The organism is Amycolatopsis sp. NPDC050768 (assembly GCF_040654155.1).
Lineage (GTDB): Bacteria > Actinomycetota > Actinomycetes > Mycobacteriales > Pseudonocardiaceae > Amycolatopsis.
The window spans coordinates 98,590-124,092 of sequence record NZ_JBFAHL010000021.1; the positions used below are offsets into that span (position 1 = coordinate 98,590).

The 25,503-nt window shown below is 70.6% G+C and carries 24 protein-coding genes; 13 read left to right on the top strand and 11 right to left on the bottom strand.

Features of this window, described 5'->3' with window-relative positions; translation table 11 throughout:
* Positions 1–106 precede the first annotated feature (106 nt).
* A complete protein-coding gene (locus tag AB0H62_RS42055; protein WP_220247477.1) occupies positions 107–1,186 on the top strand; it encodes a type VII secretion protein EccE in 1,080 nt (359 codons plus the stop codon).
* Here AB0H62_RS42055 and AB0H62_RS42060 read toward each other — a convergent pair.
* Positions 1,141–2,481, bottom strand: a complete 1,341-nt coding sequence (locus AB0H62_RS42060; RefSeq protein ID WP_220237995.1) for an MFS transporter — start codon at positions 2,479–2,481, stop codon at positions 1,141–1,143. The genes AB0H62_RS42055 and AB0H62_RS42060 overlap by 46 nt on opposite strands.
* Before the next feature lie 97 nt (positions 2,482–2,578).
* On the opposite strand from AB0H62_RS42060, the gene AB0H62_RS42065 reads away from it, so the two are divergent.
* Genes AB0H62_RS42065 through AB0H62_RS42075 form a run of 3 tightly spaced genes read left to right on the top strand, consistent with a single transcriptional unit; the run spans position 2,579 to position 5,090 of the window.
* The gene (locus AB0H62_RS42065) at positions 2,579–3,553 is read left to right on the top strand and encodes an AsnC family transcriptional regulator (RefSeq protein WP_220237994.1); all 975 of its coding nucleotides are present in this window, start codon (positions 2,579–2,581) and stop codon (positions 3,551–3,553) included.
* 30 nt (positions 3,554–3,583) lie between these two features.
* Positions 3,584–4,285 (top strand): GNAT family N-acetyltransferase, encoded by a 702-nt coding sequence (locus AB0H62_RS42070; RefSeq protein ID WP_220237993.1) that lies wholly within the window; start codon positions 3,584–3,586, stop codon positions 4,283–4,285.
* Between the two features lie 13 nt (positions 4,286–4,298).
* Positions 4,299–5,090: an SAM-dependent methyltransferase gene (locus AB0H62_RS42075; RefSeq protein WP_220237992.1), complete on the top strand. Its 792-nt coding sequence runs from the start codon at positions 4,299–4,301 to the stop codon at positions 5,088–5,090.
* Here AB0H62_RS42075 and eccD read toward each other — a convergent pair.
* From eccD to AB0H62_RS42105, 6 genes are read right to left on the bottom strand one after another with little or no spacing between them, the layout of a single operon-like run.
* Positions 5,087–6,466: a type VII secretion integral membrane protein EccD gene (gene eccD, locus AB0H62_RS42080; RefSeq protein ID WP_220237991.1), complete on the bottom strand. Its 1,380-nt coding sequence runs from the start codon at positions 6,464–6,466 to the stop codon at positions 5,087–5,089. The two genes, AB0H62_RS42075 and eccD, sit on opposite strands and share 4 nt — an antisense overlap.
* A complete protein-coding gene (locus AB0H62_RS42085) occupies positions 6,463–6,786 on the bottom strand; it encodes a YbaB/EbfC family nucleoid-associated protein (RefSeq protein ID WP_220237990.1) in 324 nt (107 codons plus the stop codon). The genes eccD and AB0H62_RS42085 overlap by 4 nt, the downstream gene beginning before the upstream one ends.
* On the bottom strand, positions 6,783–7,289 hold the full coding sequence (locus AB0H62_RS42090) for a hypothetical protein (protein WP_220237989.1): 507 nt from the start codon (positions 7,287–7,289) through the stop codon (positions 6,783–6,785). The genes AB0H62_RS42085 and AB0H62_RS42090 overlap by 4 nt, the downstream gene beginning before the upstream one ends.
* Before the next feature lie 7 nt (positions 7,290–7,296).
* The gene (locus tag AB0H62_RS42095; RefSeq protein ID WP_220237988.1) at positions 7,297–8,649 is read right to left on the bottom strand and encodes a hypothetical protein; all 1,353 of its coding nucleotides are present in this window, start codon (positions 8,647–8,649) and stop codon (positions 7,297–7,299) included.
* A 3-nt stretch (positions 8,650–8,652) separates the two neighbouring features.
* Complete coding sequence (locus AB0H62_RS42100) at positions 8,653–9,750, bottom strand: hypothetical protein (RefSeq protein WP_220237987.1); 1,098 nt, start codon at positions 9,748–9,750, stop codon at positions 8,653–8,655.
* 28 nt (positions 9,751–9,778) lie between these two features.
* Complete coding sequence (locus AB0H62_RS42105; RefSeq protein ID WP_220237986.1) at positions 9,779–10,555, bottom strand: WXG100 family type VII secretion target; 777 nt, start codon at positions 10,553–10,555, stop codon at positions 9,779–9,781.
* 135 nt (positions 10,556–10,690) lie between these two features.
* Between AB0H62_RS42105 and eccCa the strand changes: the two genes are divergently transcribed.
* Positions 10,691–14,638 (top strand): type VII secretion protein EccCa, encoded by a 3,948-nt coding sequence (gene eccCa, locus AB0H62_RS42110; RefSeq protein WP_360592043.1) that lies wholly within the window; start codon positions 10,691–10,693, stop codon positions 14,636–14,638.
* A gap of 69 nt (positions 14,639–14,707) precedes the next feature.
* On the opposite strand, the gene AB0H62_RS42115 is transcribed toward eccCa, so the two are convergent.
* Together AB0H62_RS42115 and AB0H62_RS42120 are read right to left on the bottom strand one after the other, a co-directional pair.
* Positions 14,708–15,037: a hypothetical protein gene (locus AB0H62_RS42115; protein WP_360592044.1), complete on the bottom strand. Its 330-nt coding sequence runs from the start codon at positions 15,035–15,037 to the stop codon at positions 14,708–14,710.
* A 15-nt stretch (positions 15,038–15,052) separates the two neighbouring features.
* Positions 15,053–16,831 carry a Hint domain-containing protein gene (locus AB0H62_RS42120; protein WP_360592045.1) on the bottom strand — a complete coding sequence of 593 codons (1,779 nt, stop codon included), beginning with the start codon at positions 16,829–16,831 and terminating at the stop codon, positions 15,053–15,055.
* Between the two features lie 72 nt (positions 16,832–16,903).
* Here AB0H62_RS42120 and AB0H62_RS42125 point away from each other — a divergent pair, with 72 nt between their 5' ends.
* The 4 genes from AB0H62_RS42125 to AB0H62_RS42140 all read left to right on the top strand — a co-directional run bounded on the left by AB0H62_RS42125 (position 16,904) and on the right by AB0H62_RS42140 (position 20,322).
* The gene (locus AB0H62_RS42125; protein WP_360592046.1) at positions 16,904–18,385 is read left to right on the top strand and encodes a trypsin-like serine protease; all 1,482 of its coding nucleotides are present in this window, start codon (positions 16,904–16,906) and stop codon (positions 18,383–18,385) included.
* Complete coding sequence (locus AB0H62_RS42130; protein ID WP_360592047.1) at positions 18,361–18,840, top strand: VCBS repeat-containing protein; 480 nt, start codon at positions 18,361–18,363, stop codon at positions 18,838–18,840. The genes AB0H62_RS42125 and AB0H62_RS42130 overlap by 25 nt, the downstream gene beginning before the upstream one ends.
* A gap of 204 nt (positions 18,841–19,044) precedes the next feature.
* Entirely contained in the window at positions 19,045–19,752 is a 708-nt protein-coding gene (locus AB0H62_RS42135) for a trypsin-like serine protease (RefSeq protein ID WP_360592048.1), read from the top strand.
* 87 nt (positions 19,753–19,839) lie between these two features.
* Positions 19,840–20,322, top strand: a complete 483-nt coding sequence (locus AB0H62_RS42140) for a hypothetical protein (RefSeq protein WP_360592049.1) — start codon at positions 19,840–19,842, stop codon at positions 20,320–20,322.
* A 3-nt stretch (positions 20,323–20,325) separates the two neighbouring features.
* On the opposite strand, the gene AB0H62_RS42145 is transcribed toward AB0H62_RS42140, so the two are convergent.
* Both AB0H62_RS42145 and AB0H62_RS42150 read right to left on the bottom strand, forming a co-directional pair.
* On the bottom strand, positions 20,326–21,798 hold the full coding sequence (locus AB0H62_RS42145) for an AMP-binding protein (protein WP_360592050.1): 1,473 nt from the start codon (positions 21,796–21,798) through the stop codon (positions 20,326–20,328).
* A gap of 55 nt (positions 21,799–21,853) precedes the next feature.
* Positions 21,854–22,813: a hypothetical protein gene (locus AB0H62_RS42150; RefSeq protein ID WP_360592051.1), complete on the bottom strand. Its 960-nt coding sequence runs from the start codon at positions 22,811–22,813 to the stop codon at positions 21,854–21,856.
* A gap of 226 nt (positions 22,814–23,039) precedes the next feature.
* Between AB0H62_RS42150 and AB0H62_RS42155 the strand changes: the two genes are divergently transcribed.
* From AB0H62_RS42155 to AB0H62_RS42170, 4 genes are all read left to right on the top strand, one after another.
* The gene (locus tag AB0H62_RS42155) at positions 23,040–23,384 is read left to right on the top strand and encodes a WXG100 family type VII secretion target (protein WP_220237978.1); all 345 of its coding nucleotides are present in this window, start codon (positions 23,040–23,042) and stop codon (positions 23,382–23,384) included.
* Between the two features lie 21 nt (positions 23,385–23,405).
* Positions 23,406–23,705, top strand: a complete 300-nt coding sequence (locus AB0H62_RS42160; protein WP_220237977.1) for a hypothetical protein — start codon at positions 23,406–23,408, stop codon at positions 23,703–23,705.
* 97 nt (positions 23,706–23,802) lie between these two features.
* The gene (locus tag AB0H62_RS42165) at positions 23,803–24,201 is read left to right on the top strand and encodes a hypothetical protein (RefSeq protein ID WP_220237976.1); all 399 of its coding nucleotides are present in this window, start codon (positions 23,803–23,805) and stop codon (positions 24,199–24,201) included.
* Entirely contained in the window at positions 24,198–25,499 is a 1,302-nt protein-coding gene (locus tag AB0H62_RS42170; protein ID WP_220237975.1) for a WXG100 family type VII secretion target, read from the top strand. Before AB0H62_RS42165 ends, AB0H62_RS42170 begins: the two co-directional genes overlap by 4 nt.
* The last annotated feature ends 4 nt before the right edge of the window (positions 25,500–25,503 follow it).

The following is a 25,503-nucleotide window of genomic DNA, read 5'->3' on the forward strand; positions in this document are numbered from 1 at the left end:
TAGGAGCGCACGAGCGCGGAGGACGAGGGTAATTTTTACGCCCACGCGACGGTGTGTGGGGCGCTAGCGTCGCCGGTACCGCCCGGGGAAGGGGACGCCTGTGTCCGTGTCAGCACCGCCGGCGCCGGTGGCCGTCACCGTGCCGGCTTCGCGGGCCGGCACCGCCGCGTTGCCGTGGCTGCTGCCGGTCCGGCCGCTGCAGGCCGGGCTGTGGGAGCTCGCGGCGATCGCGGTGCTGCTGGTGTTCGCCATGGATGGGGTCGCGCAGCCGGTGCGGATCGCCGTGGCCTCAGTCGCGGGGGTGCTGGTGCTGACCACGTCGGTGCGCGTCGGCGGCCGCCACTTCGCCGCGTGGGCCGGCGCGTGGCTCGGTTACCGGCTGCGGCGCCACGACAGCCGCCGCGACAGCCCCGATCCGCTGCACCGCGTTGCCGGGCCCGTGCGGGTGCGCCAGCACGTGGACCGCGCCGGCAACCGCTTCGGTGTCGCCGAGGTCGCCGGCGACTGGAGCGCCATCGTCCGCCTCACGCCCGGCGCGAGCGAGCCCCCGGCCGAGGCGCTGCTCGCCATCCTGCGCAAGTCCTTCCACGGCACCGACATCCCGCTCGCCGCCGTGCAGCTGCTCACCTGGGCCGTGCCCCGCGGCGCGCAGGTCTACCGCGCGCGCTGGCTCGCCGTCCGCTACCGCCCCGAAGACGCCCCCATCGCCGCCCTCGCCCGCGGCGGCGGCGAGCTCGGCGCACTGCGCAGCACGGCGAGCGCGGCGCTGAGCCTGATGGTCGCGCTGGCCGAGGCGGGCTATCCGTCCACTGTGCTCGAAGCCGGCGAACTGACCGCGGAACTGCGCGTCGCCCTCGGCGTCCCCGCCTCGCCGGTACCCCTGGAAACCGACGGCGACGGCTGGCGCGCCTGGTCCTGGGCCGGCGCCACCCAGTCCTGCTACCGCCCCCGCTCGACGCGCGACCTGCCCCGCATCCTCGGCCTCTCCGTGCCGGAAGCCGCGTTCACCGCCACGTCCGCCACCCTGCGCCGCACCCCGGGCGGCCGCGAACGCATCGATGTGACGCTGCGCGTAGGGGCCCGGTCGGGTGCGGAAACGCCGGTGGTGCAAGGAGTTTCGGCCGTTCCACTGCATGGGGGTCACGAAGCTGCGGTCCGGCGGACGCTCCCGCTCGCCCTGACCTGATCGCGGGTCATCCCGACGCCGGTCACCGCGGCGGCGGCCAGCAGCGCCACCGCGATCCAGCACGCGGTGGGCGCGCCCGCGGAGAAGAACACGCTGCCGAGAGACGCGACGCCCAGGGTGGCGCCCAGTTGCTGCACCGCGTTGAGCAGGCCCGCGGCCGAACCCGTTTCCTCTGGCCGCACACGGTGCAGGGCCACGGTGAAGAACGGCACGGTGAACAGCCCGATCCCCAAGCCGCCGACGGCGAGGGGCACCAGTGGTGACCAACCGGCCGCGAACGCCGCCGCCAGGCCCGCCACGCCGGCCGCCAGGAGGGCGAGGCCGGCGAACAACAACCGCCCTCCGAAACGGGGCACGAAGTAGGTGCCGGCCACCCAGGACGACACCGCGAGGCCGGCCGACCAGGGCAGCAGCGTCAGACCCGCCGTGCGGGGGCCGGCGTGTTCGGCGACCTGGAGGTGGAGCACGACGACCTGCATGAGGCCGTTCATCACCGCGAAGAACAGCACGGAAGTGAGCAGCGCGGCGGGGAAACCCGCGTCGCGGAAGAGGCCGGCTTCGATGAGGGGGCTGCGGTCGCGGCGCCAACGCTGGTGAAAGCCGAACACCACGAGCAGCACCAAGCCACCCGCGAAGATCCCGAGGTGCCAGCCGGCCACGAGCGGGTAGACGACCAGGCCCGCACCCGCCGCGACGAGTGCGGTGCCGACGAGGTCCAGGCGCGGCCGCGCCGAAGCCCGGTCTTCCACCAGCAGCCCCGCGGCCGCGAACACCGCGAGCCCCAGCGGCACCGTCACCAGGAACACCGCGCGCCACGACCAGGCCTGCGTGAGGACGCCGCCGAGGACCGGGCCGCACACGGCGGCGAGGCCCATCACGGGACCGATCGCGCCGAGCGCCTTGGCGCGGTCCGGGCCGTCGAACATTGCGCGGATGAGGCCGATGGTCTGTGGGATCACCAGCGCGGCCGCGGCGCCCTGGATCGCGCGGAACACCAGCAGCAGCACCGGCGAAGGCGCGAGCGCGCACGCCGCCGAGGCCAGCGTGAACACCGCCACGCCGATCCGGAACACCCGGCGCCGGCCCGCGATGTCGCCGAGGCGGCCGCCGGTGACGAGCAGCAAGGCGAACGGCAGGGTGTACGCCGCGCTGTACCAGCTGATCGTGGTCGCCGGGCCGCCCAGCTCGGCGTGGATCGCGGGTGCGGCGACCTGGACGATCGTCGCGTCGAGCAAGTTCATCGCCTCGGCGACGAGCAGGACGGCGAGTGCGGCCCAGCGGTGGTGATTCGGCATGCCACCGAGCTTGGGGAGAGCAGCGAGATCGTTCCAGCCACAAGACGATTTGTGGACAAAGATTCCACCAGTGCCCGATCGAGCGCAGAATTACTCCATGCTCGACGACCTCGACCGCGCTCTCGTCCACGCCCTCCAGCTCGACGGCCGCGCGCCGTTCGCCCGGATCGGTGCGGTGCTCGGCGTCTCGACGCAGACCGTCGCGCGCCGCTACCGGCGGCTGCGCGCGGAGGCGGGCCTGCGCGTGGTCGGGCTCGCCGACCCGCACCGCACCGGGCAGGCGCAGTGGCTCGTGCGGCTGACCGTGGTGCCCGGCGTGGCCCAGCGCGTCGCCACGGCTCTGGTGCGCCGCACGGACACGACGTGGGTGAAGCTCGCCGGCGGCGGCACCGAGATCTGCACGGTGGTCGTCACGCCGACCGACCGGGACCATTCCCTGCTGCTGCGCGACATCCCGCGCACGGCGGGCATCACCGGCGTCTCAGCGCACCGGATGCTGCACACCTACCTCGGCGGCCCGTCCGCGTGGCAGGGCCGCGTCGACGGGCTCACCGAGGAGCAGCAAGCGCGGCTGACCCAAGAAGTCAGCCCCAGCCCGGTCCCGCTCACCGAAGCCGACACACCGCTGTTCACCGCACTCGGCCAAGACGGCCGCGCCGGCCAGGCCGAGCTATCGGCCGCCACCGGACGCTCCCCCGCCGTCGTCGCAAGGCGGCTCGCGGACCTGCGGGCGGCCGGCGCGTTGTTCTTCGACGTCGAGATCGACGCGGGCCTCTTCGGCGCCACCACGCAGGCGCTGCTGTGGATGGCCGTCGCGCCGGCGGACCTCGACGCGGTGGGCACGACGCTCGCCGGGCACCGCGAGCTCGCGGTCGTCGCCGCGACGACCGGTCCCACCAACCTGCTCGCCCACGCCCTGTGCACCGACGCGTCCGACCTGCACCGGTACCTCACGCAACGCCTCGGCACGATCGACGGCATCCGCACCTGCGAGACGGCGCCGGTGCTCCGGACGCTCAAGTCAGCCAGTCCGATTGGCCCTCCGTTCGCCGGCCTGAATCGGCCCTTCTGAGAGTGCCACCGGCCGGTTAGGGTCGAACGCATGGCGCTCAACCTCGCGGTGGCGAACGCGGCCGCCTTCTGGACGATCGTCGCCGAGAGCCGCGGCCACGCCGTGACCACGCGGCCCGGCTTCGTGTGCGTGCACGGCAGCGAGCGCAGCGGGATGCGGATCGTGCTGAGGACCGCCACCCCGAGCGCCGACGACGTCGCCGAGCTCACCGAGCTGGCGAAGAACGCGCCAACTGTCCTGGTCGAAGACGCGTACGGCACTGTCGACATGTCGCTGCTCGGCCTCACGTCGCGCCAGCTGCCCGTGATGACCCGCACGGGCCCCGGCTTCGGTGAGCGCAGCGCCCTCCGCGTCGAGACCCCAGACCTGCTCGCGACGGTGGAAAACGTGGTCGTCCACGGCTTTCCGCTCGGGCGCCACCAGCCCTACGTCCGCGGCGAGGTCTTCCCGCCCGCCCTGCTGGCGCGCGACGGCGTCACCACCTGGCTCGTGACCCGCGACGCCGAACCCGCCGGCGCCTGCCTCGTCATCGACGACGGCGCGGCCGTCGGCCTCTACTGGGTCACGACCCTGCCGGCCCACCGCTCCCGCGGCGTCGGCCGCGCCCTCATGCACACCGTGCTGTCCGAAGTGGACGGACGAACCGTCACCCTCACCGCCGCCAAACCCGGCAAACCGCTCTACGAATCCCTCGGCTTCACGACGGTCGGCTCGGCCACCTGGTGGTCCTAGGTAGGTTGGCGCCATGACCGTGGGCAGTGCCTTCTGGATCGCCGCCGCCCGCGCTCGGGAGTCCGAGCGCGCGGACCGGCTCTTCGACGACCCCTTCGCCCGGGAACTGGCCGGAGAGCGCGGCTTCGCGACGATGGCCGCCTCCGAACGCGCCACCGGCGGCGAGAACCCGTACCTCCCCGTCCGCGTCCGCTGGTTCGACGACCTGGCCACGGCAGCACGGGACGTAACGCAGGTCGTGCTGCTGGGCGCGGGCCTGGACACCCGCCCGTACCGGCTGGACCTGCCGGCCACGCTCGACTGGTACGAAGTGGACCGTGCGGAAGTGTTCGCCACCAAGGAACCCGTCCTCGCGCAGGCCGCCCCTCGGTGCCGCCGCCACACCGTCGCGGCCGACCTCAACGCCGACTGGGCCACGCCTCTGCTCGACGCGGGCTACCAACCCGGCGCGCGAACGCTGTGGCTCGCCGAGGGGCTGTTCTTCTACTTCGCCGAAGACCAGATCGTCGCGCTGCTGAAGACCGCGGCACAGTTGTCTGCGCCGGGCAGCCGCTTCGCCGCCGACGTCTCCGGCACCACCGGCCTCGACTCCCCCGCCATGCAGCCCTACCGCAAGTGGTGCGCCGACAACGGTTTCCCACCACCGTTCGGCTCCGACGACCCGGCCGCGCTGTGCCGAGCCGGCGGCTGGACCGCGGACCACCTCACCGCCCCCGGCGCTGCGGACGCGAACCACGGCCGTCTCCACCCCCAGCCCGGAGGCGTCGTCCCCGGCCGCACCCACTTCGTGACCGCGACTACCTAGCCACGCACGGCTTCGTACACCCCCGCGATCATCCCCACGAACGGCACCAACGCCAGCAGCACCAGGAACTCGGAAACGTCCAGCAAACGCGACCAATACGGCGACCGCACGCCCTTCGCCACCCGCGTCGCGTACACCAGACAGACCACGGCGGCGATCAGCAAAGCCGCGCCGGCAGCAAGAAGCAGCGTGCGGTTGTCGGTCGCGATCAGCCACGCGCCGGCCGTGAGCACCGTGACCACGCCGAAACCGGCCAGCGCCAGGCGTTGCTGCCGGCCCGCGTAGGAACGCGATCGCTGCACCCACGCGACGCCCACCAAAGCCGCCAGCCCCGCCTCCCACGGCCCGCCCGAAGCGGCGAGCGTCACCGCCGAAGCCACGACGACGAGACCCAAAGCCACGAGCAACGCCGTCAGCAACATCTGCGCATACGTGGTCCGGCCGATGACCTCCGCGCCGAGGGACGGCTGTTCGTCGGCACGGAAGGATTCCATGTCGTCCGGCACCCGCGGCAGCGGCAGCCGGCCCAGGCGCAGCGCGAGCATCGGCGTCACGGCCGCCAACGCCGTCGCCAAGACCGCAGCGACAGCCGCCGCGGCGACCGGCGTCACCCCGGACAGCAACACCACGCCGGTCGTCAGCGCACCAAGACCGGCCGAACCCGTGATGGCCACGAAAATCGGCAGCCGGTCGGCCACCGACACCGCGGCCAGCACGCCGTACACCGTCACCGCGGCCAAACCCGCGGCCAACGGACCGGCCGACAGGGAGATCACGCCATGCGGTGGCAGGATCGACATCCCCGCCAGCAGTGCGACGAACACCCCCGCCACCGCACCGGCCGCACCCGCGCCCGAGTCACCGTAGGCGCGGCTCAACGCGCCGCCGCCGAGCAGAAGGATCAGCGACAACAGCCCCGTCGCGATCGGCGCCAGCACGCTGCCCGCCGTCGACGCCTGCACCAGCAGCCCACCGGCCGCCAGCAGCACTACGGCCGCCGCGATGCCCGCGCGCCGCGCGATGCGAGGGCCCCACGCGGTGGACGCGGCGTCGCCGACGCTGGCGATCGAGTCCACGACATCGTCGAACAGCAGGGGTCCGCGCGGACGTTCTCGCGGAGTCAGGTGCAGCACCTCACCGTCGCGCACCTGCGCGGCGGCCACGGTGAGCCCGAGCGCGAGCGGCGCGCCGCCGAGCCGCGAGAGCACCCACCCCGGGTGCTCGGCCGCGGCCTGGCCCGTCGCACCGGCGAGCCGCACGAGCTGCGGCACGAGCTCCGCGAACGTGCTTTGCTGCGGCAGCGCGACGTCCACGCGGGCGCGCGGCGTCACGATCGTCACGCGCCGGGTGGACCCGGCCAGCGCCGGGGCGCTCACTGCACGGACCTGGACGCCTCGATCACCGGGGCGAACTTCGCGCTGCTCGCCTCGGCCAGCTTCTGCAGGCCCGCGTTCACCGCCTCGAGCACGATCTCCGACAGGTTGCGCGCGTCGTACTCGCGGATCGCACGCGGGTCGATGTCGATGGAGGTGAAACGGCCGTCGCCGCGCAGCGACACCGTGACCTCGTTCTGCCGCGAAGCCGCCTTGACCTCCATGGCCTCGACCGAGCGCTGGATGCGCTGCACCTCTTCGGTCTGCCGGCGGACCTGCGCCAGCAGCTCGTCCATGTCCGGCACGGCGTACGGGTCGGTCACAGCTGTTCTCCTTCTCCTGCGGGGTGGTTGCGGCGGACGTGCACGCCGGCGACGAATCGGCGGAAGTCGGGCGTGAGGCGTTGCGCCGCCTCGGGTTCGGCGGTGAAGACGAGCTCGAGCACCACGCGCGCGATCGGCCCGTCGGCACCCGGCACGGTGAGGAACACCTGTGTCTGCACCAGATCCGTGCCCTCGCCGGTGCGCATGCGCAGCACCTGCGTGAGCCCGGGTGCGGTGGTGTCGCCGACGTCGTGGCGGCTCACCACGTCGAGCAGCGCCATGGTGCGGCCCAGGCGTTCCACGGCCTCGTCGGCGATCTCGGCCAGCGTTGCCGGGTCGGGGCGCTGACGCACGCCGAGCGTGATGTTGGGCGTGAAGCCCGCTTCGGGGTGCACCGCGACGAACGCGACGCCCGGCGCGCCCGCCCCCGCCGGGTCGAGCGGCATCCACCCCTCGGGGACGTCGAAACCCAGCGGGAGCGAGACGGTTTCAGGGACAGTCACGGTGTTTTCACCAAGATCCCACGTAGTTCACGGCGTCGTCCCACGTGTGGCCGACGTAGTCCGCCGCCTCGTTCGCGGCGCTGCCGACGGCGTCGACCGCCGCGCCGCCGTACTCGCCAATGGTGTGGCCCAGCTTCGGCAGGTCGATGTCGATCTTGGCCCCCACGCCCGCGCCGAGGCCGAGCGCGACGCCCGCCTTGAAGTTCACCTTGATGTGCCCCGCGTCGTACACGGCCTGGCCGTCGAGCTGCGCGCCGAGGCCGTACTGCAGCGTGCCGTTGGCGCCGACCCCGACGCCCGCGACGTCGGCCGAGACCTCGCCTTCGACCTTGCCGCCGACGAACGCGTTGCCGTGCAGCCCCAAGCCGTGGGCACCCAGCTGCGCCGAACCGCTCACCTCACCGCCGGCGAAGACCGAGGCCTTCCCTTGGGCCTCCGCGACGCCGTACTCGAGCTTGCCGTCCACGTCCTTGTCGAGCGCGGCGAGCTGGGCGTGGCCCGAGGCCTTGGCGTCCCAGCCTTCGGAGGTGATCTTCCCGTCGTACTCGGGAGACAAGCCGTCCTGGTCGTGCTTGGTCTTGAGGTAGGTGATCTCGGTGTTCTTGAATGCCTTGTCCTTCAAGGTTTCCGGCTCCGGCTGGCCGAAGGGCGTGTCGGCCTTCTTCGGCGCGCGCGTGCCCCGCAGGCCGTCCCAGGTGAGCTTCTTCCAGCCGGAGTTGCCGAACCACGAGGGCACGGTGCGCGGCCGTTTGCGCCCGTCGAGGGGTTCGCCGTTGAGCCAGCTCAGCGCGCCCGTGCTCCACTTGCCCAGCTCGTGTTCCAGCCGGCCGACTCCTTCGGGCGGGAAAAGCTGTGCCAGCGCTTCGGAAAGCTCGTCGGCCACCTGTTTCGCCATCGCGACGGCCTGCTCGCCGAGCTGGCGCGCGGCGGAGATGAACGCGCCGACGGCGTTGGGGTTGGCGGCCTTGGCCTGGCTGGTGAGCTGGGCGCCGTACTGGTCGAACTGCGCGAGCACGGAGTCGAGCGCCTGGCGGGCCCATTGCAGCAGTTGCGCGGCAGAGGCCAGGCGCTTGGCCTGGTCGGCCAGCAAGGTGGCGTCTTCGGTGAGCTCGTCGGCCGACTTCTGCGCGGCCGTGGCGTAGGCGGTGTAGGCGGCGCCGTCCCAGTCGGTGTGCAGGTCCTTGGCCGCCTGGGAAATCTCGGTCGCCTTGCCGGACACCGTCGACGCCTGCGTACCGCACTGCTGCGAAGCGGTGTTCAGCGCCGCCGGGTCGCCCGTGACCCGACGCTGGCACTCGACCAGCACCTGCCGGTAGGACGACAGGACCGAGCTGACAACCCCGGAGGCGTCGACGGCCATGGCCTAGGCGCCCTTCGCGTCGATGTCGACGTGCTGCTGGAAGTGCTGGCCGTTGTAGGTGAGGTCGAGGTTGATGTCGAGGTCCTGGCCGGCGGGCGCCTCGACGGTCGACTGGCCGGTGGACAGGTCGGTGTGGATCACGACCTCTCCTGCGCCGGCGGGGGCGATCGGGCTGACGGTGCCGCCCGGCGGAGCGGTGGGCGCGGTGGGCTGGATCGGCGTCGTGCTCGGCGCCGAAGTACTCGGGTCGACGGCGATCCAGCTGTTGGCCGGGTCGAGCGGAGTGCCGTTGGCCGTCACCGGTGTGGTCGGGGTGGTTCCCGTGGTCCCGGCCAGCGCGGGCGGCGTGTAGTTGGTGAACGGCGGCTGCCCGGCCGGCGCCGTCGCCCCACCGCCCACACCGCCGCCGGTGCCACCGGCGATCGTCTGCTGCCCGGCCGCGCTCGCCACCGACGGCGGCGCCTGCGGAGCGGTGACCGGGGTGCTCGACACGGCCGTGTTGCCGGTGGCGCCGGCCGCGGCGGCCGAACCGGCGTCACCGCCGTGGAAAAGCTTCTCGATCTCGCCGATGATCTGCGCGACCTGCGTGATCTGGTTCGCGAGGTCACCCGCGCCGAGCGCCTTGAGCAGCGCGCCGATCGCCGTGATGAACGCCTTCAGCGAAGCACTCGTGGCCGTGGACAGTGCCACGGCGGCGCCGTAGGTCCACCAGTTCGACATGAGCGACGCGACGGTGGGGTTCACCGCCGAGACCACCGAACGGTAGGCCTCCTGCGCCGTCTTCACGAGCGTGCCCGACACGCCGAGCAGCTGCGCGCCCTTCTCGATCACGCCGATGATCTTCGTGAGCTGGTCGAGCGAATCGGTGATCTTCTTCAGCGCCGACTCCGACGCGGTGCCGGACCAGACCTTGCCCAGCTGGTCGGCCGCCTTGCTCAGCTCGGTGTAGAGCGACGCGAACTCGCTCGCCTTGTGCAGCAGGTCGAGCACGTGCTTCGCGATCTGCTCCGGCTGGCCGGTGACGATCTGCGGCAGCGTGGTGATCGGGCCGCCCGAGGACGCCGTGGCGTCCATCGCGCTGGAGTTCGGGAATGTCAGCATCGGACCTCACTTGCTCGGGAGTCGGGAGTCAGACGGATGCGGGCCGGTAGACGCTGAGCTTGGCCAGGCCGCCGAGGCCGGGGTCGACGAGTCCGTGGTTGTAGAGGGCGCCGCCGTCGCCGGCCACGCCGATCACCGGGCCGGAGTCGGCGAACAGCAGGGGTTCGACCACCACGACGTCGCCCGCGTGCACGCCGCCGGGCACGTCGCCGAAGGTGCGCGCGGTGCCGGCGTAGACCTCGATCAGGCCGACCCGGGCCTGGTTGTCGGCGTCTCCGGCGAGCCAGTCGTTGAAGTCGGCGACGCCGTGGAAGCGGGCGTCGGTGATCGGGTGCTCGCCCAGCTTGCCGAGGTCGGCGTCGCCGAGATAGCGCAGCACGTTGCCGACGGAGCTCGGCTCGCCGTGGGCGCCGGCGCTGTCGTTGATCGCGATGGTGGCCAGCTCGCCGGCGTGCGGGGTGCCCCAGATCGACGACGAGGGCGCTGCCGCCGTGGAGGTGCCGCCGCCGTAACCGCTCGCCGCGGCCTCATCGGCCGCCTGGTAGGCGTCGGCGCTGGTCTTGACCAGGCCGTTGATCTGCTGCAGCAGCTGCAACAGCGTGCGCACGGCCGTGACCTGGGTCGACTGCAGCGCCGAGTTGGCCGCCGCGACGGCGCTGCCGAAGGCCGCGAACGACGTCGGCTGGACCACGAGTTTCTCGAGGTCGGCGACCGCGTTGATCCCGTGGGCGACGATGCCGCCGACGTTGCCCACGATCGAGCGCATGGCCTCGGGTTCCGCCCGGTACTCGCCCGCGGTGACCATGGCTCTCCTTCCTGGGTGCGGCGTGCTGCCTCCCCCGTGGGGGTGGCCTCGGCAGAGCGTAAAAGCGCTTCCGGCAGCGAGCGGACGGCAAAAGTACCCACCAGGACGGCCGCGGTGGTGGCGAAAATACGGGGTATGAGCCCGTCGGTCGACCGCCTGGACCTGCTCGGCGAGCAGCCCGGGGAGATCATGCTGCAGTCCCCGCCGATGCTTCCCAAGAGCGGCTCGGGCGGGCTGGTCCAGCTCATGATGTTCCTGCCGATGATGCTCGGCATGGGCGCGATGTCGTTCGTCTACATCGGACGCGACGGCGGGGTGATGACCTGGATTTTCGGCGCGCTGTTCGTGACCGCGATGGGCGGCATGGTCGTGATGTCGCTCGGGCGCGGCGGGATGGCCAAGAAGGCGCAGATCAACGAGGAGCGCCGCGACTACCAGCGTTACCTCGCCGGCCTGCGCACGAAGGTGCGCGCGGTCGCCGACGAGCAGCGCGCGGCGCTCATCGCGCAGCAGCCCGACCCGGCCGACCTGTGGGCGTACGTGGAGACGGGCCAGTACTGGGATCGCCGCCGCGGCGACCGGCACTTCGCGCTGGTGCGCGCGGCCACCGGCCCGCAACCGCTCGCGACGCCGTTGCGCGCGCCGCAGACGGTGCCGCTGGAGGACCTCGACCCGGTCTCGTCGACGAACCTCAAGTACTTCATCCGCACGTACTCCACTGTGGAGGGCCTGCCGGTTTCGGTGTCGCTGCGCTCCTACGCGGCGACGACGCTCTCGGGCCGGCGCCCCGAGGTGCTCGGGATGACGCGTTCGCTGCTGTCGCAGCTGGTGACCTTCCACTCCCCCACCGACCTGCGCGTCGCGTTCTGCGTGGCCCCGGACCGGCGGCACGACTGGGAGTGGGCGAAGTGGCTGCCGCACGCCACGGCGCCCGCCCTGACCGACGCGACGGGCCGGCGCCGGCTCGTGGCGTCCGGCCCGGTGGAGCTGGCCGAGCTGCTGGGCCCGGACCTGGGCGACCGTCCCGCGTTCACGCGCCGGCCGAGCACGCCGCAGGACCTGCCGCACGTGGTGGTCGTGGTCGACGGCGGCGGCACCCAGGGCGAGCCGCGGCTGCTCGCCGAGGAGGGCCGGCTCGGGATCACCGTGCTTGAGGTCGGCGGAGAACAGCCGCGCGCCGCGTCGAACGAGCAGCTGCTCAGCCTGCACGTGGCCCCCGACCAGCTCGGCATGGTCGTGCTCGACGGCGGTACCGAGGCACGGCTGGGTTTCCTCGGCACACCCGACCAGCTCGACCGCGGCGCGGCGGAGGCGCTCGCGCGCACGCTGACGCCGCTGTACCAGGGCACGGCAGTGGTCAGCGAGAAGCCGATGTCGGCGACGTTCGGGCTGGCCGGGCTGCTCGGCATCGGCGACCCGCGCGACACCGACACGACCGTGACGTGGGCGCCACGCGCGGCCCGCGACCGGCTGCGCATCCCGCTCGGCGTGAACCCCGAAGGCCGGTCGGTGGAGCTGGACTTCAAGGAGTCGGCCGAGGGCGGCATGGGCCCGCACGGGCTGGTGATCGGCGCGACGGGTTCGGGCAAGAGCGAGCTGCTGCGCACGCTCGTGACCGCGCTGGCCGTGACGCACTCGTCGGAGAAGCTGAACCTGGCGCTCATCGACTTCAAGGGCGGCGCGACGTTCGCGGGCATGACCGGGCTGCCGCACGTGTGCGCGGTGATCACCAACCTGTCCGACGACCTCACGCTCGTCGACCGCATGGCCGACGCGTTGAACGGCGAACTGCTGCGCCGCCAGGAACTCCTGCACTCGGCCGGCAACTACGCCTCGGTGCGCGACTACGAGAAGGCGCGCGCCGACGGGGTGCCGCTGCAGCCGTTGCCGTCGCTGCTGGTGATCATCGACGAGTTCTCCGAGCTGCTTTCGTCGCGGCCCGAGTTCATCGACCTGTTCGTGGCGATCGGCCGGCTGGGGCGTTCGCTGGGGATCCACCTGCTGCTGGCTTCGCAGCGGCTCGAGGAGGGCCGGCTGCGCGGGCTCGATTCCCACCTGTCGTACCGGATCGGGCTGCGGACGTTTTCCGCTTCGGAGAGCCGGGCGGTGCTCGGGGTGGCCGATGCGTATCACCTGCCGCCGGTGCCCGGGTCGGCGTATCTGAAGTCCGACAACGACACTTTGACGCGGTTCAAGGCTGCTTACGTGTCCGGTGAGCTTCCGCCGCGCAGCACGATCGTGCGTGAGGACGGACAGCAGGTGGGGGTGCTGCCGTTCACGTTCGAGGCAGTGGAGGTGCCGCTGGCGGCGTCGGTTCCTGTGGCCGAGACGGTCGAGAAGGGCACCGGGGAAACCATCATCGGCGCAATGCTTTCCCGTCTGGAAGGCCGCGGCCCGGAGGCCCACCAGATCTGGCTGCCGCCGCTGTCCGAACCACCCACCCTGGACCAGCTCCTGCCACCACTGGGCACGGACGTTGTTCGCGGCTTGTGTCCGCTGGGCTGGGGCGGCAACGGCAAGCTGACCATCCCCGTCGCCCTGGTGGACAAACCCTTCGAACAACGCCGCGACATGCTCTGGGCCGACTTCTCCGGCGCGGCCGGCAACGCCCTGGTCGTGGGCGCACCGCAAAGCGGCAAGTCGACTTTGCTGAAGTCCATCGCGGCGATGCTCGCCCTGACCCACACCCCTTCGGAAGTGCAGCTTTTTGTGCTGGACATGGGCGGCGGCGCGTTGGCACCGATCGCCGGCCTGCCCCACGTCTCGGGTTACGCGACCCGCCGTGATGCCCAGCGTTGCCGGCGTGTGGTGGCCGAACTGACGACGTTGCTGGAGCAGCGCGAGGAGTTCTTCGCGGCTCAGGGTCTGGAGTCGATGGCCGCGTTCCGTGCTCGGCGTGCTGATTTGGTCGAGAGCACCGACGGCCGAGAGTTCGGCGACGTGTTCCTCTTCGTGGACAACTGGACCACGATCCGGCAGGAGTACGAGCAGCTGGAGGAACAGATCACCGGGCTTGCCGCGCGGGGTCTGGGCTTCGGGATCCACGTGATCGTGACCGTCAACCAGTGGATCGGCGTGCGCGCCCAGCTGCGTGACGCGATCGGCACGCGGTTCGAGCTGCGCCTGGGTGATCCGGCGGATTCCTCGATTGATCGGAAGGTGGCCCTGAACGTTCCCGCGGACCGCCCCGGCCGTGGCCTGACTGCGGAGAAGCTGCACTTCCTCGCTGCCCTGCCCCGCGTCGACGGCGACCAACGCCCGGAGACGATCGGTGCCGGTGGTCTGGATCTGGTTCGTCGGGTTACGGCTGCGTGGCCTGGTGCTCGGGCTCCTCAGGTGCGGTTGCTGCCTTCGGAGGTCCCGCTGGAGTCCCTGCCGGCTTCTTCGCGGGTCGTGCTGGGCATCGCGGAGTCGACCCTGCGCCCGGTCGAACTGGACTTCGCCGCAGATCCGCACTTCCTGGCTTTCGGCGATGTGGAGTCGGGGAAGAGCTCTTTGCTGCGGGCGCTCGCCCTGGGCATCTCGTCAGTGTTTTCCCCCGACGAGGCCCTCATCCTGGTGGGCGACTACCGGCGGGGGTTGCTGGGCGCGGTGGACCAGCCGCACCTGCTGGGTTACGCCGGCGCGGAGAACACCTTGACGGACCTGGTGAGCCAATGCGCCACCGCCATGCGGAACCGCCTACCCGGCCCGGACGTGACGCCGGAGCAGCTGCGCTCCCGCTCTTGGTGGCGGGGTCCCGATCTGTACGTGATGATCGACGATTACGAGCTGGTTGCTACGGCGGGGAAGAATCCGTTGTTGCCGTTGCTGGAGTTCCTGCCGCAGGCTCGGGACATCGGGCTGCACGTGATCATCGCCCGCGCTTCCGGCGGGGCCGGGCGGGGGTTGTACGAGCCGGTTCTGCAGCGGGTTCGGGAGCTGGGGTCGCCGGGGTTGATCATGTCGGGGGCGAAGGAAGAAGGGCCGTTGCTGGGCGACGTGAAGCCGTCGCCACAGCCGCCGGGCCGGGGGACGCTGGTGTCGCGTCGGCATGGGACCGGGTTGGTGCAGGTGGCGTGGACGAAGCCGGTGGAGTCCTAGATTCGAGGATGCAGCCAGCGAACCACAGCTCCCGAGAACAAGAATCTGCGCCACCGATCTACGACAAGATCAGGCAACCGATGGGTTCTGCTTGAGGAATTCAGAGTAAAGGAGATGCATCAGTGCGGCGTACGCATGCTGATGATCTGCGGTGGTCCGCTCATCTCCTGTAACTCCAGCACTCACCGCCTCAATTCGCCCTATGATCTCGTCGAGGTTTGCCAGAACATCCACTGGAGCCAGGTTGAATTCACCCTTTTCAACGAACTTGATGACTGTAGTTACATGTTCATCAACTTCTGCCAGGTCACTATAAGTAGAAACAAGTTCGCGATTCCTCGTGGCAGCAGGAAACCGAACACGCCTCCACAATGTGTAAATATCAATGAAGCTCAGCATGAATCTCGCTAATTCTCACTTGTCGGGCCCGTACCAGTACGTGACAACCTTACCATCGGGTGCAGTAATCCCACCTTGAGTCCCGGTCACGCTGTCGTACTTGGTTCCGATATCACCAGTATCAAGCTCTACGCGTCGCTGGTTCCAGCCCACCTTTCCTCCTGGTTGTGCCAGCCCATCCGCCCAAGCCTTGACATCCTGCTGATACTGTTCGCGCGAAATGTTGTAACCCTCGGCATGCTTTTCCCAGTGCATCTCGAAAGTTTGCTGATACGTGTCGAAGTTTCGGCCTACATGCCAGGTCTCCTCAGCACCTTCCGGGCACGGCACCGTGTTGTGCACGAGGACCGGCGCGCTGCCGGCCAGCACGTAGTAGGTGTGAACGTCCTCGACGGTCAGGTTGTACGTCCGCTGAGCCGCGACGAAGTGACGGTTCGCGGCAACTGCCGCACTGCGGTCGCCGGGTGTATCGAGCTGATCACCGGGTTGAAGAGCTTCGGCGGCAGTCCAGGCGTGGGTGGTCTTGTTCCAGAACAGGTGGTGCGCGGTCGCCGTGACGGTTGCCGGGCCGGCCGGTGTCGCGACCGCGATGTCGTCGAAGTCCCGGTCGTCGTCGGTGACGTGAACGGCGCTGACGGTGTGTTTCTCGACGACCGGACTGTCCGGCTCGGCGTTCGAGATCCGGTCCCCGGGCTGGACGTTTTCGATGGGCTTGGCAGTGCCGTCCGCCATCAGCACGGGCGTGTCGCCGACGAAGCTGTTGGATCCGCAGGCTACGACGTCGGCTATGCCACGGCCTTCTTCTGCAATTCTCGCCGCGTCCGCGCTTGCTTCTTGCGACAACTGTTGCAGCTGGCCGAGCTCGGCGTTGATCTCGGCGCCAAGCACGTCGAAAGTGCTCTTTCCCTCGGCCAGAGCATCTGCGAGGGCGGCCGAGGTGCCGAGTGCGTCGGCGGCTCCGAGGTCAGCCCCGGCGCCGCCGAGCAGCGTGAGCAAGTCGCAGACACCTTCGCACGCGGCCGTGAGCAAACCAACGCCGATGAAGATGAAGAAGTCCTCTACGGGATCACTGCCGGGAGCAGGAATCAGGTCGGGGTACCGGGCCTGGAAGTTGGGGTTGAAGAGGTTCAGCGGGTCCAGGCAGGCATTGGCCTTCCAGCTGCCGTAGGCGTTGAGCTGCCGGCAGAGGGTCTGCAGGTGTTCGAGGATTTTGTGCTGCTGATCAGGAGTGCCGGTGATCAGGAGGAGGCAGTCCTCGGTGCTGTAGCCGTCCAGCAACGAAGCGGGTCTCATCGCGGGCTGGCACGCCTGCTTGCGCTGCTCGATGAACTGCGCCTTCTCCGCGTCGAGCTTCGTGACGACACCTTGCCAGGCGTCGTGCGCCGCCTGCGCCGCATCACTCGCGCTCTTGTTGGCGTCGATGGCCGCGTCGTACGCGTCATGGGCGTACGTCGCCGCGTCGCGGGCGTACCCCGCGGCCTCTGCTGCGGACTGCGTGGCCAACGCCGCCGAACGGCCGGCCGCGTCGGCGGCGGCGGTGGCGGACGTGGCTGCCGCGGCGGCCGTGTTCGCCGAAGCCTGTGCTTGCTGCGCGGAGGTCGCCGCGCGATTGGCAGCGTCCTGGGCTCTCGCGGCCGCCGCGTTGGCATCGGCAGCCGCGGTTGCGGCTTGGTCCGCGTAGTGCGCCGCTTCGTCGGCAGCGTTGCGGGCCCGTGCCGCGGCGGCTTGAGCATCGTAGGCATCGTGAGTGGCGCTGGCCGCGGCACTGGTTGCTTGCTCGAGGAGGCTGTCCACGGCCGCGTTGTGCGTGGCCGTGTTCTGGTCACGCTGCGCGGCAGAGAACTGGCCGACGCTCAGGAACTAGTTGTGGCCGCGCCGCAAGCGCAGGCTGTCTCCACTCCCACCAAAGCCACCACCACCTTCACCACCAAGATCACCATGGATGGCCGCTCCTGTAGTGGCGCGCTCGTCGCCCCGAGTTGGGTTGTCACGGCGGCCGCGTGTTTCGCCGAGATTCCGCAGGGCGGGGTGCCCGCGAAAGCGACGACCGCGGTCATCGGGCGGCCCGATCTCACGACGACGGCCGGGCACGAGGTGACGGTCTCCGCAGTCACGGTGCAGGCCGAGCGTGGGTTCGCGCTGGCGAAGCTCGAGACGCCGGTCACCGACGTCACTCCGCTGGCGCTGGGTAGCGCGGCGCCAGCGGCCGGGGACTCGGTCGGCATCGCGGGGTTCGGGCGCACGGACACCGAGTGGATCCCGAACCAGTTGCACTCCGCGTCGTTCAGTGTGGCGGCGGTCGGGAGTCTCGAGGATTCCCTCACCGGTGACAACGGAGTCGACACCTGCCGCGGTGACGCCGGCGCTCCGGTGATCCGCGACCAGGCCGGCGTTCCCACGCTGGTCGGTGTGGTCACGAAGTCGTGGCAGCACGGCTGTTTCGGAGAGACCGAAACCCGCCAGGGCACCACGGCTGCCCGCACCGACGACCTCACCGGCTGGGTGCGCGACCAGATCCTCGCGGCGACCGCGAAGGGGGACGGGCACTCGATCACCGTGAGCTGGAACGCACTGCCCGCCGCGGACAACGCGACGTACCGGGTCTACGGCTCAACGACGTCCGACGTGCCGGTGGACGCCGCGCATCTGCTGGCGACCACGCAGTCCACGTCGTACAGCCAGGGTTCGCTTGCCGGCCACCAGACCCGCTACTACAGGGTCGTCGCCGCCACCGCGGACGGGGTCGCCAACGCGCCGACCGACGTCTTCTCGGCCACGACTCCCGCGGCCGCGCACGACTTCACCGGTGATGGCAAGGACGACGTCGCCGCGGCGTACGACTTCGGGAGCAAGCGCACCGGCGTCTACGTGTGGCCGACCACCGGCACCGGTGCTCCGGCACTCAAGTGGGACAGCGGCGCCGGCCAGTTCAACGCCGCCCAGGCCCACTGGGTCACCGGCGACTTCAACGGTGACGGCCGGACCGACTTCGCCGCGGTGTACGACTACCTGAACAACACCGCGAACCTGTTCTTCTGGTACGGCAACGCTTCCGGTGGTTTCGACGCGCAGGGTGTCAAGTGGGGCGGCAGCTTCAACGCCACGAAGGCCAAGTTCGTGTCCGGTGACTTCGACGGCGACGGGCTCACCGACGTCGGCGCCGCCTACGACGACGGCAACTCGAACAACTCGTTCCTCGTCTGGCACACGACGGCCACAGGCGTCGACGCGCCGGTCACGAAGTGGTCGAGCGGCGCGGGCAACTGGGTCACCTCGCGGTCGTACTGGCTGACGGCGACTTCAACGGTGACGGCCGGGCCGACGTGGCCTCGTTCTACGACTACCTGAACAACACGACGAACCTGTTCATCTGGTACTCCAAGACCGACGGCAGCTTCACCGACCAGGCCGTGAAGTGGGGCGGCACGTTCTCCGACCCCAAGGCCCAGTTCGTGTCCGGCGACTTCGACGGCGACGGCCTCACTGACATCGGCGCCGCCTACGACAACGGCAACTCCGACACCTCGTTCCGTGTCTGGCGGGCCACCGCCGCGGGCGTCGACGCTCCGGTCACCCGCTGGGACAGCGGCGCGGGCGGGTGGACGTTCACCAAGTCGCACTGGTCCACCGGCGACCTCGACGGCGACGGCCGCACGGACGTGCTCGCGATGTACAACTACGGCAGCTCCAACACCGCGCTGTACTCCTGGCACAGCAACACCGGCGGCACGCTCGACGCATCGACCCACTACTGGGACAGCGGCGTCGGCAACTTCAACTCCACACCCGCCATCCTGTTCTGACAGCTCCCGAACAAAACGGCCCGCCCGGCACCTCCACGGCGCCGGGCGGGCCATTGCCGTTCTGGGACAACCCGGATCCCCTGGTGGCACAACGCCGCCGAGTACCCTATTTCCGTCGGTCCGAGACCCGACCGAAGTAGGTTATCAAGTTTCCACTTGCCACCTACGTTGGTGAAAACATTTCAACAACGTAGAGGGGCTTACATGCGTTTCGCGAAGGCAGTGGCCGTGGTGGCCGGGGCGGCCGCGGTGTTCGGCGTCGTGTCGGCGGGGGCGGCGAGCGCGGCCGGGCCGCGGATCATCGGCGGGGAGACGGTGGGCTCGGCGCCGTGGGGTGCGCAGGTTTTCTGGGACGACGCAACGGACTTCGGCGGCTTCGAGTGCTCCGGCACGATCATCGCGGCGCAGTGGGTGCTCACCGCGCAGCACTGCCTGAACGCCCCCGGCATGCACGTGAAGGTCGGCAACGTGGCGCTCGGCCAGGGCACCGAGGCGGCCGTGGACCAGCAGAAGGCCTCTCCCGACGGGGACATCGCGCTGCTGCACCTGTCGTCCGCGGTGGACGCGACGTTCATGAAACTCGGCGACGCCGATCCGGAAACCGGTGCCACCAACCAGATCTACGGCTGGGGCCGCACCGAGGGCAACAACCCGCCGTCCGACACGCTGAAGACCGCGGACGTCAAGGTCACGGGCCAGGGCACCGACGCATTCAACGGCACGGCCATCACCAGCGAGGGCGTCACGGGCGCCTCCTGGCACGGCGACTCCGGCGGCCCGCAGCTCGCCGACGGCGTGCAGGTCGGCGTGTGCTCGACGGGCGAGAACTCCGGCAGCGACAAGAACGGCACCCAGAACTACGCCAGCGTCGCCGCGAGCCGCGACTGGATCAAGCAGACCGCGGGCGTCTGACTCCGTTGCAATAGCGAGCCGCCCGCCGCGTCGGGCGGCTCGTTTATTGCGATGCGCCGGCCGGGCCGGTTCGGCACACTCGGTTCCGTGCTCACCGCCGAGATCGCCTTGGACGTGTTGTCCCGTCTGCGCGCTGCCGGCTGCCACGTCTGGATCGCCGGCGGCTGGGGTGTCGATGCGTTGCTGGGCCGCGAAACCCGCGCGCATTCGGACCTGGACCTGCTGCACCGGTTCGAGGAGGAGCCCACGGTTCTGGCCGCGCTGAACGACTTCACGGAGTCCGCGAACTTCCGCCCGGTGCGTTTCGTCCTCACCCGCCTCGACGGCGCGGCCCTCGACCTGCACCCGCTGCACTTCGAGGCCGACGGCTCCGCCACCCAGGCCGCCGACTCCGCCGGCGGTCTTTTCCGCTATCCGGCGGACTGTTTCGTCACGGGGACGATCGGCGGCGTCACCGTGCCATGTGTCTCGGCGGCGCAGCAGCTGAGATTCCACACGGGCTACGAACCGCGGCCCCACGACCTCGCCGACGTCGCCGCCCTGCACGCGGCCTTCGGCCCCGCGAAGTAGCCGTCAGCCCAACAACCCCAACAGCGCCGCCTTGTCCGGCTTTCCCGACGCCGCCACAGGGACCGCGTCGATCACGGTCACCGTCGACGGTACGGCGGCTTCGCCCAGAGAAGCCGCGACCACGCCGCGCAGAGCAACCACGTCCGGGACACGACCCGGTGCTGGGACGACAAAAGCGTGCGCCGCTTCGCCGGTGGAAGGGTCGGGAGCCGCCACGACGTAGGCCTGATCCACGTCGGCGTGCGAGGCGAGGGCGCGTTCGATCGGGCCGGTGTAGTGGATGACCGCGTTGACGATCACGACGTCGCGAGTCCGACCAGTCAGGTGGAGGAAACCGTCAGCGTCGACGTGGCCGATGTCCTGCGTACGGACCCAGCCGTCGCGCAGGACTTCCCCCGTCTGCGAAGGATTGCCCCAGTAGCCGGAGAACTGGCCGGCCGACCGGACGAAGATCTCGCCCGAAGCGCCGGCCGCAACGACGGCCCCCGAGGAGTCGCGCACGGAGATCTCGACGCCCGCGCAAGGACGGCCCGCGGAGCCCAGCGCGTCCGGGAACGCGGCGACGTCGGCCGGCGTCAGCACGGTCAGCTTGCCCACCTCGGTCTGGCCGTACGCTTGCTGCATTCCCGGCCCCACGCGGGAAAACGCCTCCGCCATCAGGCCCGGAGCGACGGGCGAGCCGGCCACCATCAGCATCCGCACGGAACTGACATCCACCGACGAAGTCCGCAGCACGTCGAGGATCTTGTACAGCCGCGGCACCGTCGTCAGAGCCGCCGTGATGTCGAGGCGCGGCAGGATCCACGGGAAGTCGGGCAGCGCGGAAGGGATCACCACCGTCCCGCCGGCCAGGAGGCACGAGCGCAGGTGCGTGATCATCACCGCGCTCGTCAAGGTGCCGAACAGCAGGAAACGCCGGTACCGCGCGGCCAGATCCGCGGGCGTCTCCTCAGGACGTTGCTCGATCCCCTGCGCCGTCAAGGCTTCGAAGCTGTACGTCACGCCCTTCGGCAACCCCGTGCTGCCGCTGGTGAACACCACCCAGCCGATGTCGGACGGCCGCCCACTCGGCACGGGTTCCTCGAACACCGACAACAACTCCGGCCCCACCCGAAGGATCTTCGCCCCCGCCGCCGTCGCGCGCAGTTCCGGCGTCTCGGAGGCCTCGTCGACGACGACCGCCGCCAGGTCGCCCACGACCGTCCGCAGGTGCGTGACCGGCAGGCCCGCCCGGATGCCGACGGTGCGGCACCCCAGCGTCTGCGCGGCGATCTGCGCGGCCCACCCCTCGGGCGTCACGGCGGTGGCGACCCCGACGCCGTCACCGCGCGAGACGCCCGCGCCCCGCAGGGCGGCGACGAAGCGGCCGATCAGGTCGCGCGCCTCACCCCGCGTGACCTTCCGCGGGCCGTGCTCGAACGCCACCGCGTCCGGCTCCGAATCGAGCGCGTCCAGCACCGCCTGCGGAAAGACCATCGCACCATCCTTTGTCCGACCCGGAAAACGCAGGACCATCCCTACCCGAAAGATCTCAGAATTCCGTCAGAGCGTGCACTCTCGGTGAGCGCAGCGAAAGCGCCACTCCCGCCGCCACCACCACGATCAGCCCCGCCGCCGCGGACAGCGTCCAGAAGTCCGGCCGGACGATCGACTGACCGCGCAACGCCTGCCACGTCACCAAAGCGAGCACGCCCGCGTAGCCGACGACCGCGGTCCACACCAGCCGCCGGCGCACGAGGTCGGACGACAGCACCGGGTACCGCCGCGCGAGCGCCGCGAGGCCCAGCGCGATCAGCGGCAGCGCCTGGATCGCATGGATGCCCACGAAGTGCGGGATCCGCAGGTCCCCGCCCACGGTGCTCCAGCCGAGCACGGGCAGCCCCGGCCCGCCGTCCGCCAGACCGACCGTGTGCCCGCCGATCGTCGGCGGCCGCTCCCCCGCCGCCTTCATCGCCTGCTGCGCCGGTGTCGGCGAGAACATCAGCAACGCCAAGCCCATCCCCACGGCCGCCAGCGCCGTCCCCCACCGCAGCGCCGACGCGAGAGCGCGGTCCGGCAGCTTCTGGAACAGCAGCAGCACGACGACAGCGGCCGTCGCGCCCCACGCTGTGAAGGCGCCGGTGGCGACGAAGTTGTTGATCGTGACGTCGGCCGGTGTCGCGTGGTTGAAGTGCAGCGTCCGGTCGCGGACCACGACCTGCCACACCAGCAAGGCCATGTCCGTGCCGATGCCGACGGCGAACACCGTGCCGATCCACCACCCGGCCCGCCGGCCGCGCCGCAGCAGCGTGAGCAGCCACGCGAGCGTCAGCGCGTACATCCCCACCGACACCGCGAACTTGAACGGTTTCGCCCACAGTGGCGCGTTGACGAGCGTGCGATCATCGAACAACAACCCGAGTGCCGACACCACCAGCAGCAGCGCCATCGCCCCCGCGAGCACCACGAGCGGCCGGTGCGGCCACTCCTTGACCATTCCCCCGAAATTCATGGTCACCAGGGTTGCGCGGGCGCCGGCGGAGGGCACTGGAGACCGCCCCCGTCCCCGCGGTGGGGCACGCCCCACCGCGTGTAGGTAATAGTGCCGTCAACGCGACCGGCAGTTGTGCCGTTTGACCACACCTCCTCATTTTCTAGCGTGACATTCACAACGCGCGGGCAGGGGCAAGCCTCTCGCGCACCGGGATCTTCCGCGAGAGGGAAGGAGGTGGCCCGTCATGTCCAGTCCGGGATTCCAGGCAGATTCCGCTGCGATGACGCGCGCCGTCCAGGGCTTCGAGGAAACCGCGTCGAACGCGAAGACGACCATGGCCAGCTTGGAGTCGGAGCTCACCGAGACTCTGCGCAACTACAAGGGCGACCAGGCCGTGGCGTTCTGGGACCTGCAGCGCCGGCTCCAGGAGAAGATGACGGCCGCCGTGAAGGAGCTCGACACCATGTCGCAGCTCGTGCACACGAGCCACACGAACTACAACACCGGCGACTCGGACGTGCACCAGAGCTTCCAGAGCGTCGGCCACAACCTCGAGGGCGCTTCGGTGATCCCTCGCCTCAACCTTTGAGTCACGGAGAGGACCGGCAAGATGGCTGACGTCGTCGAAATCAACTTCGCCGCGCTGCAGTACAGCTCGGCGTCGCTGGCCGCCAAGGCCAAGGCACTGACCTCGCAGCTCGAGCAGCTGCACCAGAACCTCCAGCCGATCACGGCCACGTGGTACGCCTCCGGCAGCTCCGCCGGTGAGGCCGCCCGTGCGGCCGAGACGCGGCTTCGGCAGGCCACCGCCGACATCGTCGCGATCATCGCGCAGTTCGGCGGCAAGGTGGGCGACGCCCACGACCTGCAGTCGCAGCTGGAGAACCGCAACCAGGGTCTGTTCGCCTGATCCGCTCCCGACGTCGGTCGGCCGGTGCGGGAAACCCCCCGCTCGCACCGGCCGGCCGGCTTTCCAGCGTCCGTTATGCACGAGAGGGTCGGGACCGATGCACGACCAGTCGTACTACGTTCACCTCGAATCGCTGAAGGACTTCGTGCGGGAACTGGAAACCCAGATCCACGCGATGTCCAAGCCCAACGACTTCCTCAGCACGCTCGGCGACCACCCGCTGCTGTTCGGGGAGTTCGGGGAAGCCGGCTCGCTCGTCGACGCCCACCGCGCCGCCGTCGCGGAGATGCGGGGGCTGCTCGAACAGGTCCGCAGCGCGATCACGTTCGCGCAGGACGTGACCACCACCGTCGCCGACGGTTACGAGCAGGCGGACCAGTCGGTGGCCGGCGACCTGCACCAGTCGGGCAGCGAGACCGGGCTGCTCGATCCGCTGCTTTCGCTGCTGGGCCTCGGGTCCGGTGGCTCGAACAACTCCGGGGGGACGGACGCATGAGCGGGGCGCACACCAACTTCGCCGCGTACACGCACCAGCAGCTGTACGCGATGCTGCAGGCCGGTGACCCCAGCAGCGCCCAGGCCGCGGCCGACCAGTGGAACTCCACCGCGATCGGGCTGCACGAGCAGGCCGAGAACCTGTCGAAGGAGCTGTCGGACTTCTCGGGCGAGTGGACCGGCGGCGCGGCGGACCAGTACTCGCACATGATCACCGACCTCGTCGGCGGCATCCGCAAGGTCGCGCAGACCGCGCAGGGCATGCAGCACATGCTCGAGGACGCGGCCGACGCGCTCGTGAAGGCCAAGGCCGAGATGCCGCCGCCGGTCTCGGTGCCCGACGTCTCGCCCGGCCAGGTCGCGCTGGCCGTGAACCCGCCGTTGCTGCCGTCCGACTCGTCGCCGGCCACTCTCGCCGCCGCAGCCCAGCAGCGGCAGCAGGCGATCGCCGACGTCGAGGCGCAGCAGCAGGCCGCGAACGCCGCGGGTTCCGCGCACGCCAAGGCGATCGTGGTCATGACCAACCTGGCCACGAACTACACCACCGCCGAGGACTCGATCCCCGTCTCGCCCAACGCGGTCGACACGCCGGCCGCTCCCCCGGCCGGCGGCGGCGCGTCCGGTGGCGGTGCGACCGGCAACGGCCTGGCCGACCCGGGTCTCGTCGTCGGCACCCCGGACGACTCGCACCCGCTGCCGGCCGACGGCTCGGTGGCGGGCGCACCGGGGGCTCCGGGCTCGGATCCGGCGACTTCGGGCAGTCCGCTGTTCGGCGACATGTTCACCGCGGGTCTCGCGGCGGCTTCGGCGGCGGCGTTCGGGCGGTTCGGCTCGATCATGCCGAAGGTGCCTTCGTGGGCGTCCGGAAAGGACTCCGACGACAAGAAGGACGAGCCGGCGGGCACGAAGCTCGGTGGCGGCGCGGGCACCGAAGGCGGTGCCGGCGGCGGCATCCCGATCGGCGGCGGTGACGCGCCTTCGCTCGACGGCGGCGGAATCCCCGGCGGCGGCGGGCTTTCCGGCGGCAGCGACGCCCCGGCGGCACACTCCGGCCTCGCGGGCGACGGCGGCGCGTCGAACGTCCTCAGTGGACTCGCGGGCGGCGCGGCCGGCGCCGCGGGCGCGGCGGCGAAGAGCGCGATGCCGATGATGCCCATGATGCCGATGGGCATGGGAGCCGGTGGTGACATGGGCTCCGGACGGCGGATCCCGGCGTGGCTCGTGGAGACGGAGAACGTATGGGGCCAGCAGGCGCCCGTGGCTCCGTCGGTGATCGGCGAAGAGCCGGAAACCTACTGATCGG

Bases quoted from the DNA above. Each gene is read 5' to 3' on its own strand.
- AB0H62_RS42060 (WP_220237995.1), bottom strand. From the start codon at position 2,481: ATGCCGAATCACCACCGCTGGGCCGCACTCGCCGTCCTGCTCGTCGCC.
- AB0H62_RS42065 (WP_220237994.1), top strand. From the start codon at position 2,579: ATGCTCGACGACCTCGACCGCGCTCTCGTCCACGCCCTCCAGCTCGAC.
- AB0H62_RS42070 (WP_220237993.1), top strand. From the start codon at position 3,584: ATGGCGCTCAACCTCGCGGTGGCGAACGCGGCCGCCTTCTGGACGATC.
- AB0H62_RS42075 (WP_220237992.1), top strand. From the start codon at position 4,299: ATGACCGTGGGCAGTGCCTTCTGGATCGCCGCCGCCCGCGCTCGGGAG.
- AB0H62_RS42095 (WP_220237988.1), bottom strand. From the start codon at position 8,649: ATGGCCGTCGACGCCTCCGGGGTTGTCAGCTCGGTCCTGTCGTCCTAC.
- AB0H62_RS42100 (WP_220237987.1), bottom strand. From the start codon at position 9,750: ATGCTGACATTCCCGAACTCCAGCGCGATGGACGCCACGGCGTCCTCG.
- AB0H62_RS42105 (WP_220237986.1), bottom strand. From the start codon at position 10,555: ATGGTCACCGCGGGCGAGTACCGGGCGGAACCCGAGGCCATGCGCTCG.
- eccCa (WP_360592043.1), top strand. From the start codon at position 10,691: ATGAGCCCGTCGGTCGACCGCCTGGACCTGCTCGGCGAGCAGCCCGGG.
- AB0H62_RS42115 (WP_360592044.1), bottom strand. From the start codon at position 15,037: ATGCTGAGCTTCATTGATATTTACACATTGTGGAGGCGTGTTCGGTTT.
- AB0H62_RS42135 (WP_360592048.1), top strand. From the start codon at position 19,045: ATGCGTTTCGCGAAGGCAGTGGCCGTGGTGGCCGGGGCGGCCGCGGTG.
- AB0H62_RS42145 (WP_360592050.1), bottom strand. From the start codon at position 21,798: ATGGTCTTTCCGCAGGCGGTGCTGGACGCGCTCGATTCGGAGCCGGAC.
- AB0H62_RS42150 (WP_360592051.1), bottom strand. From the start codon at position 22,813: ATGAATTTCGGGGGAATGGTCAAGGAGTGGCCGCACCGGCCGCTCGTG.
- AB0H62_RS42155 (WP_220237978.1), top strand. From the start codon at position 23,040: ATGTCCAGTCCGGGATTCCAGGCAGATTCCGCTGCGATGACGCGCGCC.
- AB0H62_RS42160 (WP_220237977.1), top strand. From the start codon at position 23,406: ATGGCTGACGTCGTCGAAATCAACTTCGCCGCGCTGCAGTACAGCTCG.
- AB0H62_RS42165 (WP_220237976.1), top strand. From the start codon at position 23,803: ATGCACGACCAGTCGTACTACGTTCACCTCGAATCGCTGAAGGACTTC.
- AB0H62_RS42170 (WP_220237975.1), top strand. From the start codon at position 24,198: ATGAGCGGGGCGCACACCAACTTCGCCGCGTACACGCACCAGCAGCTG.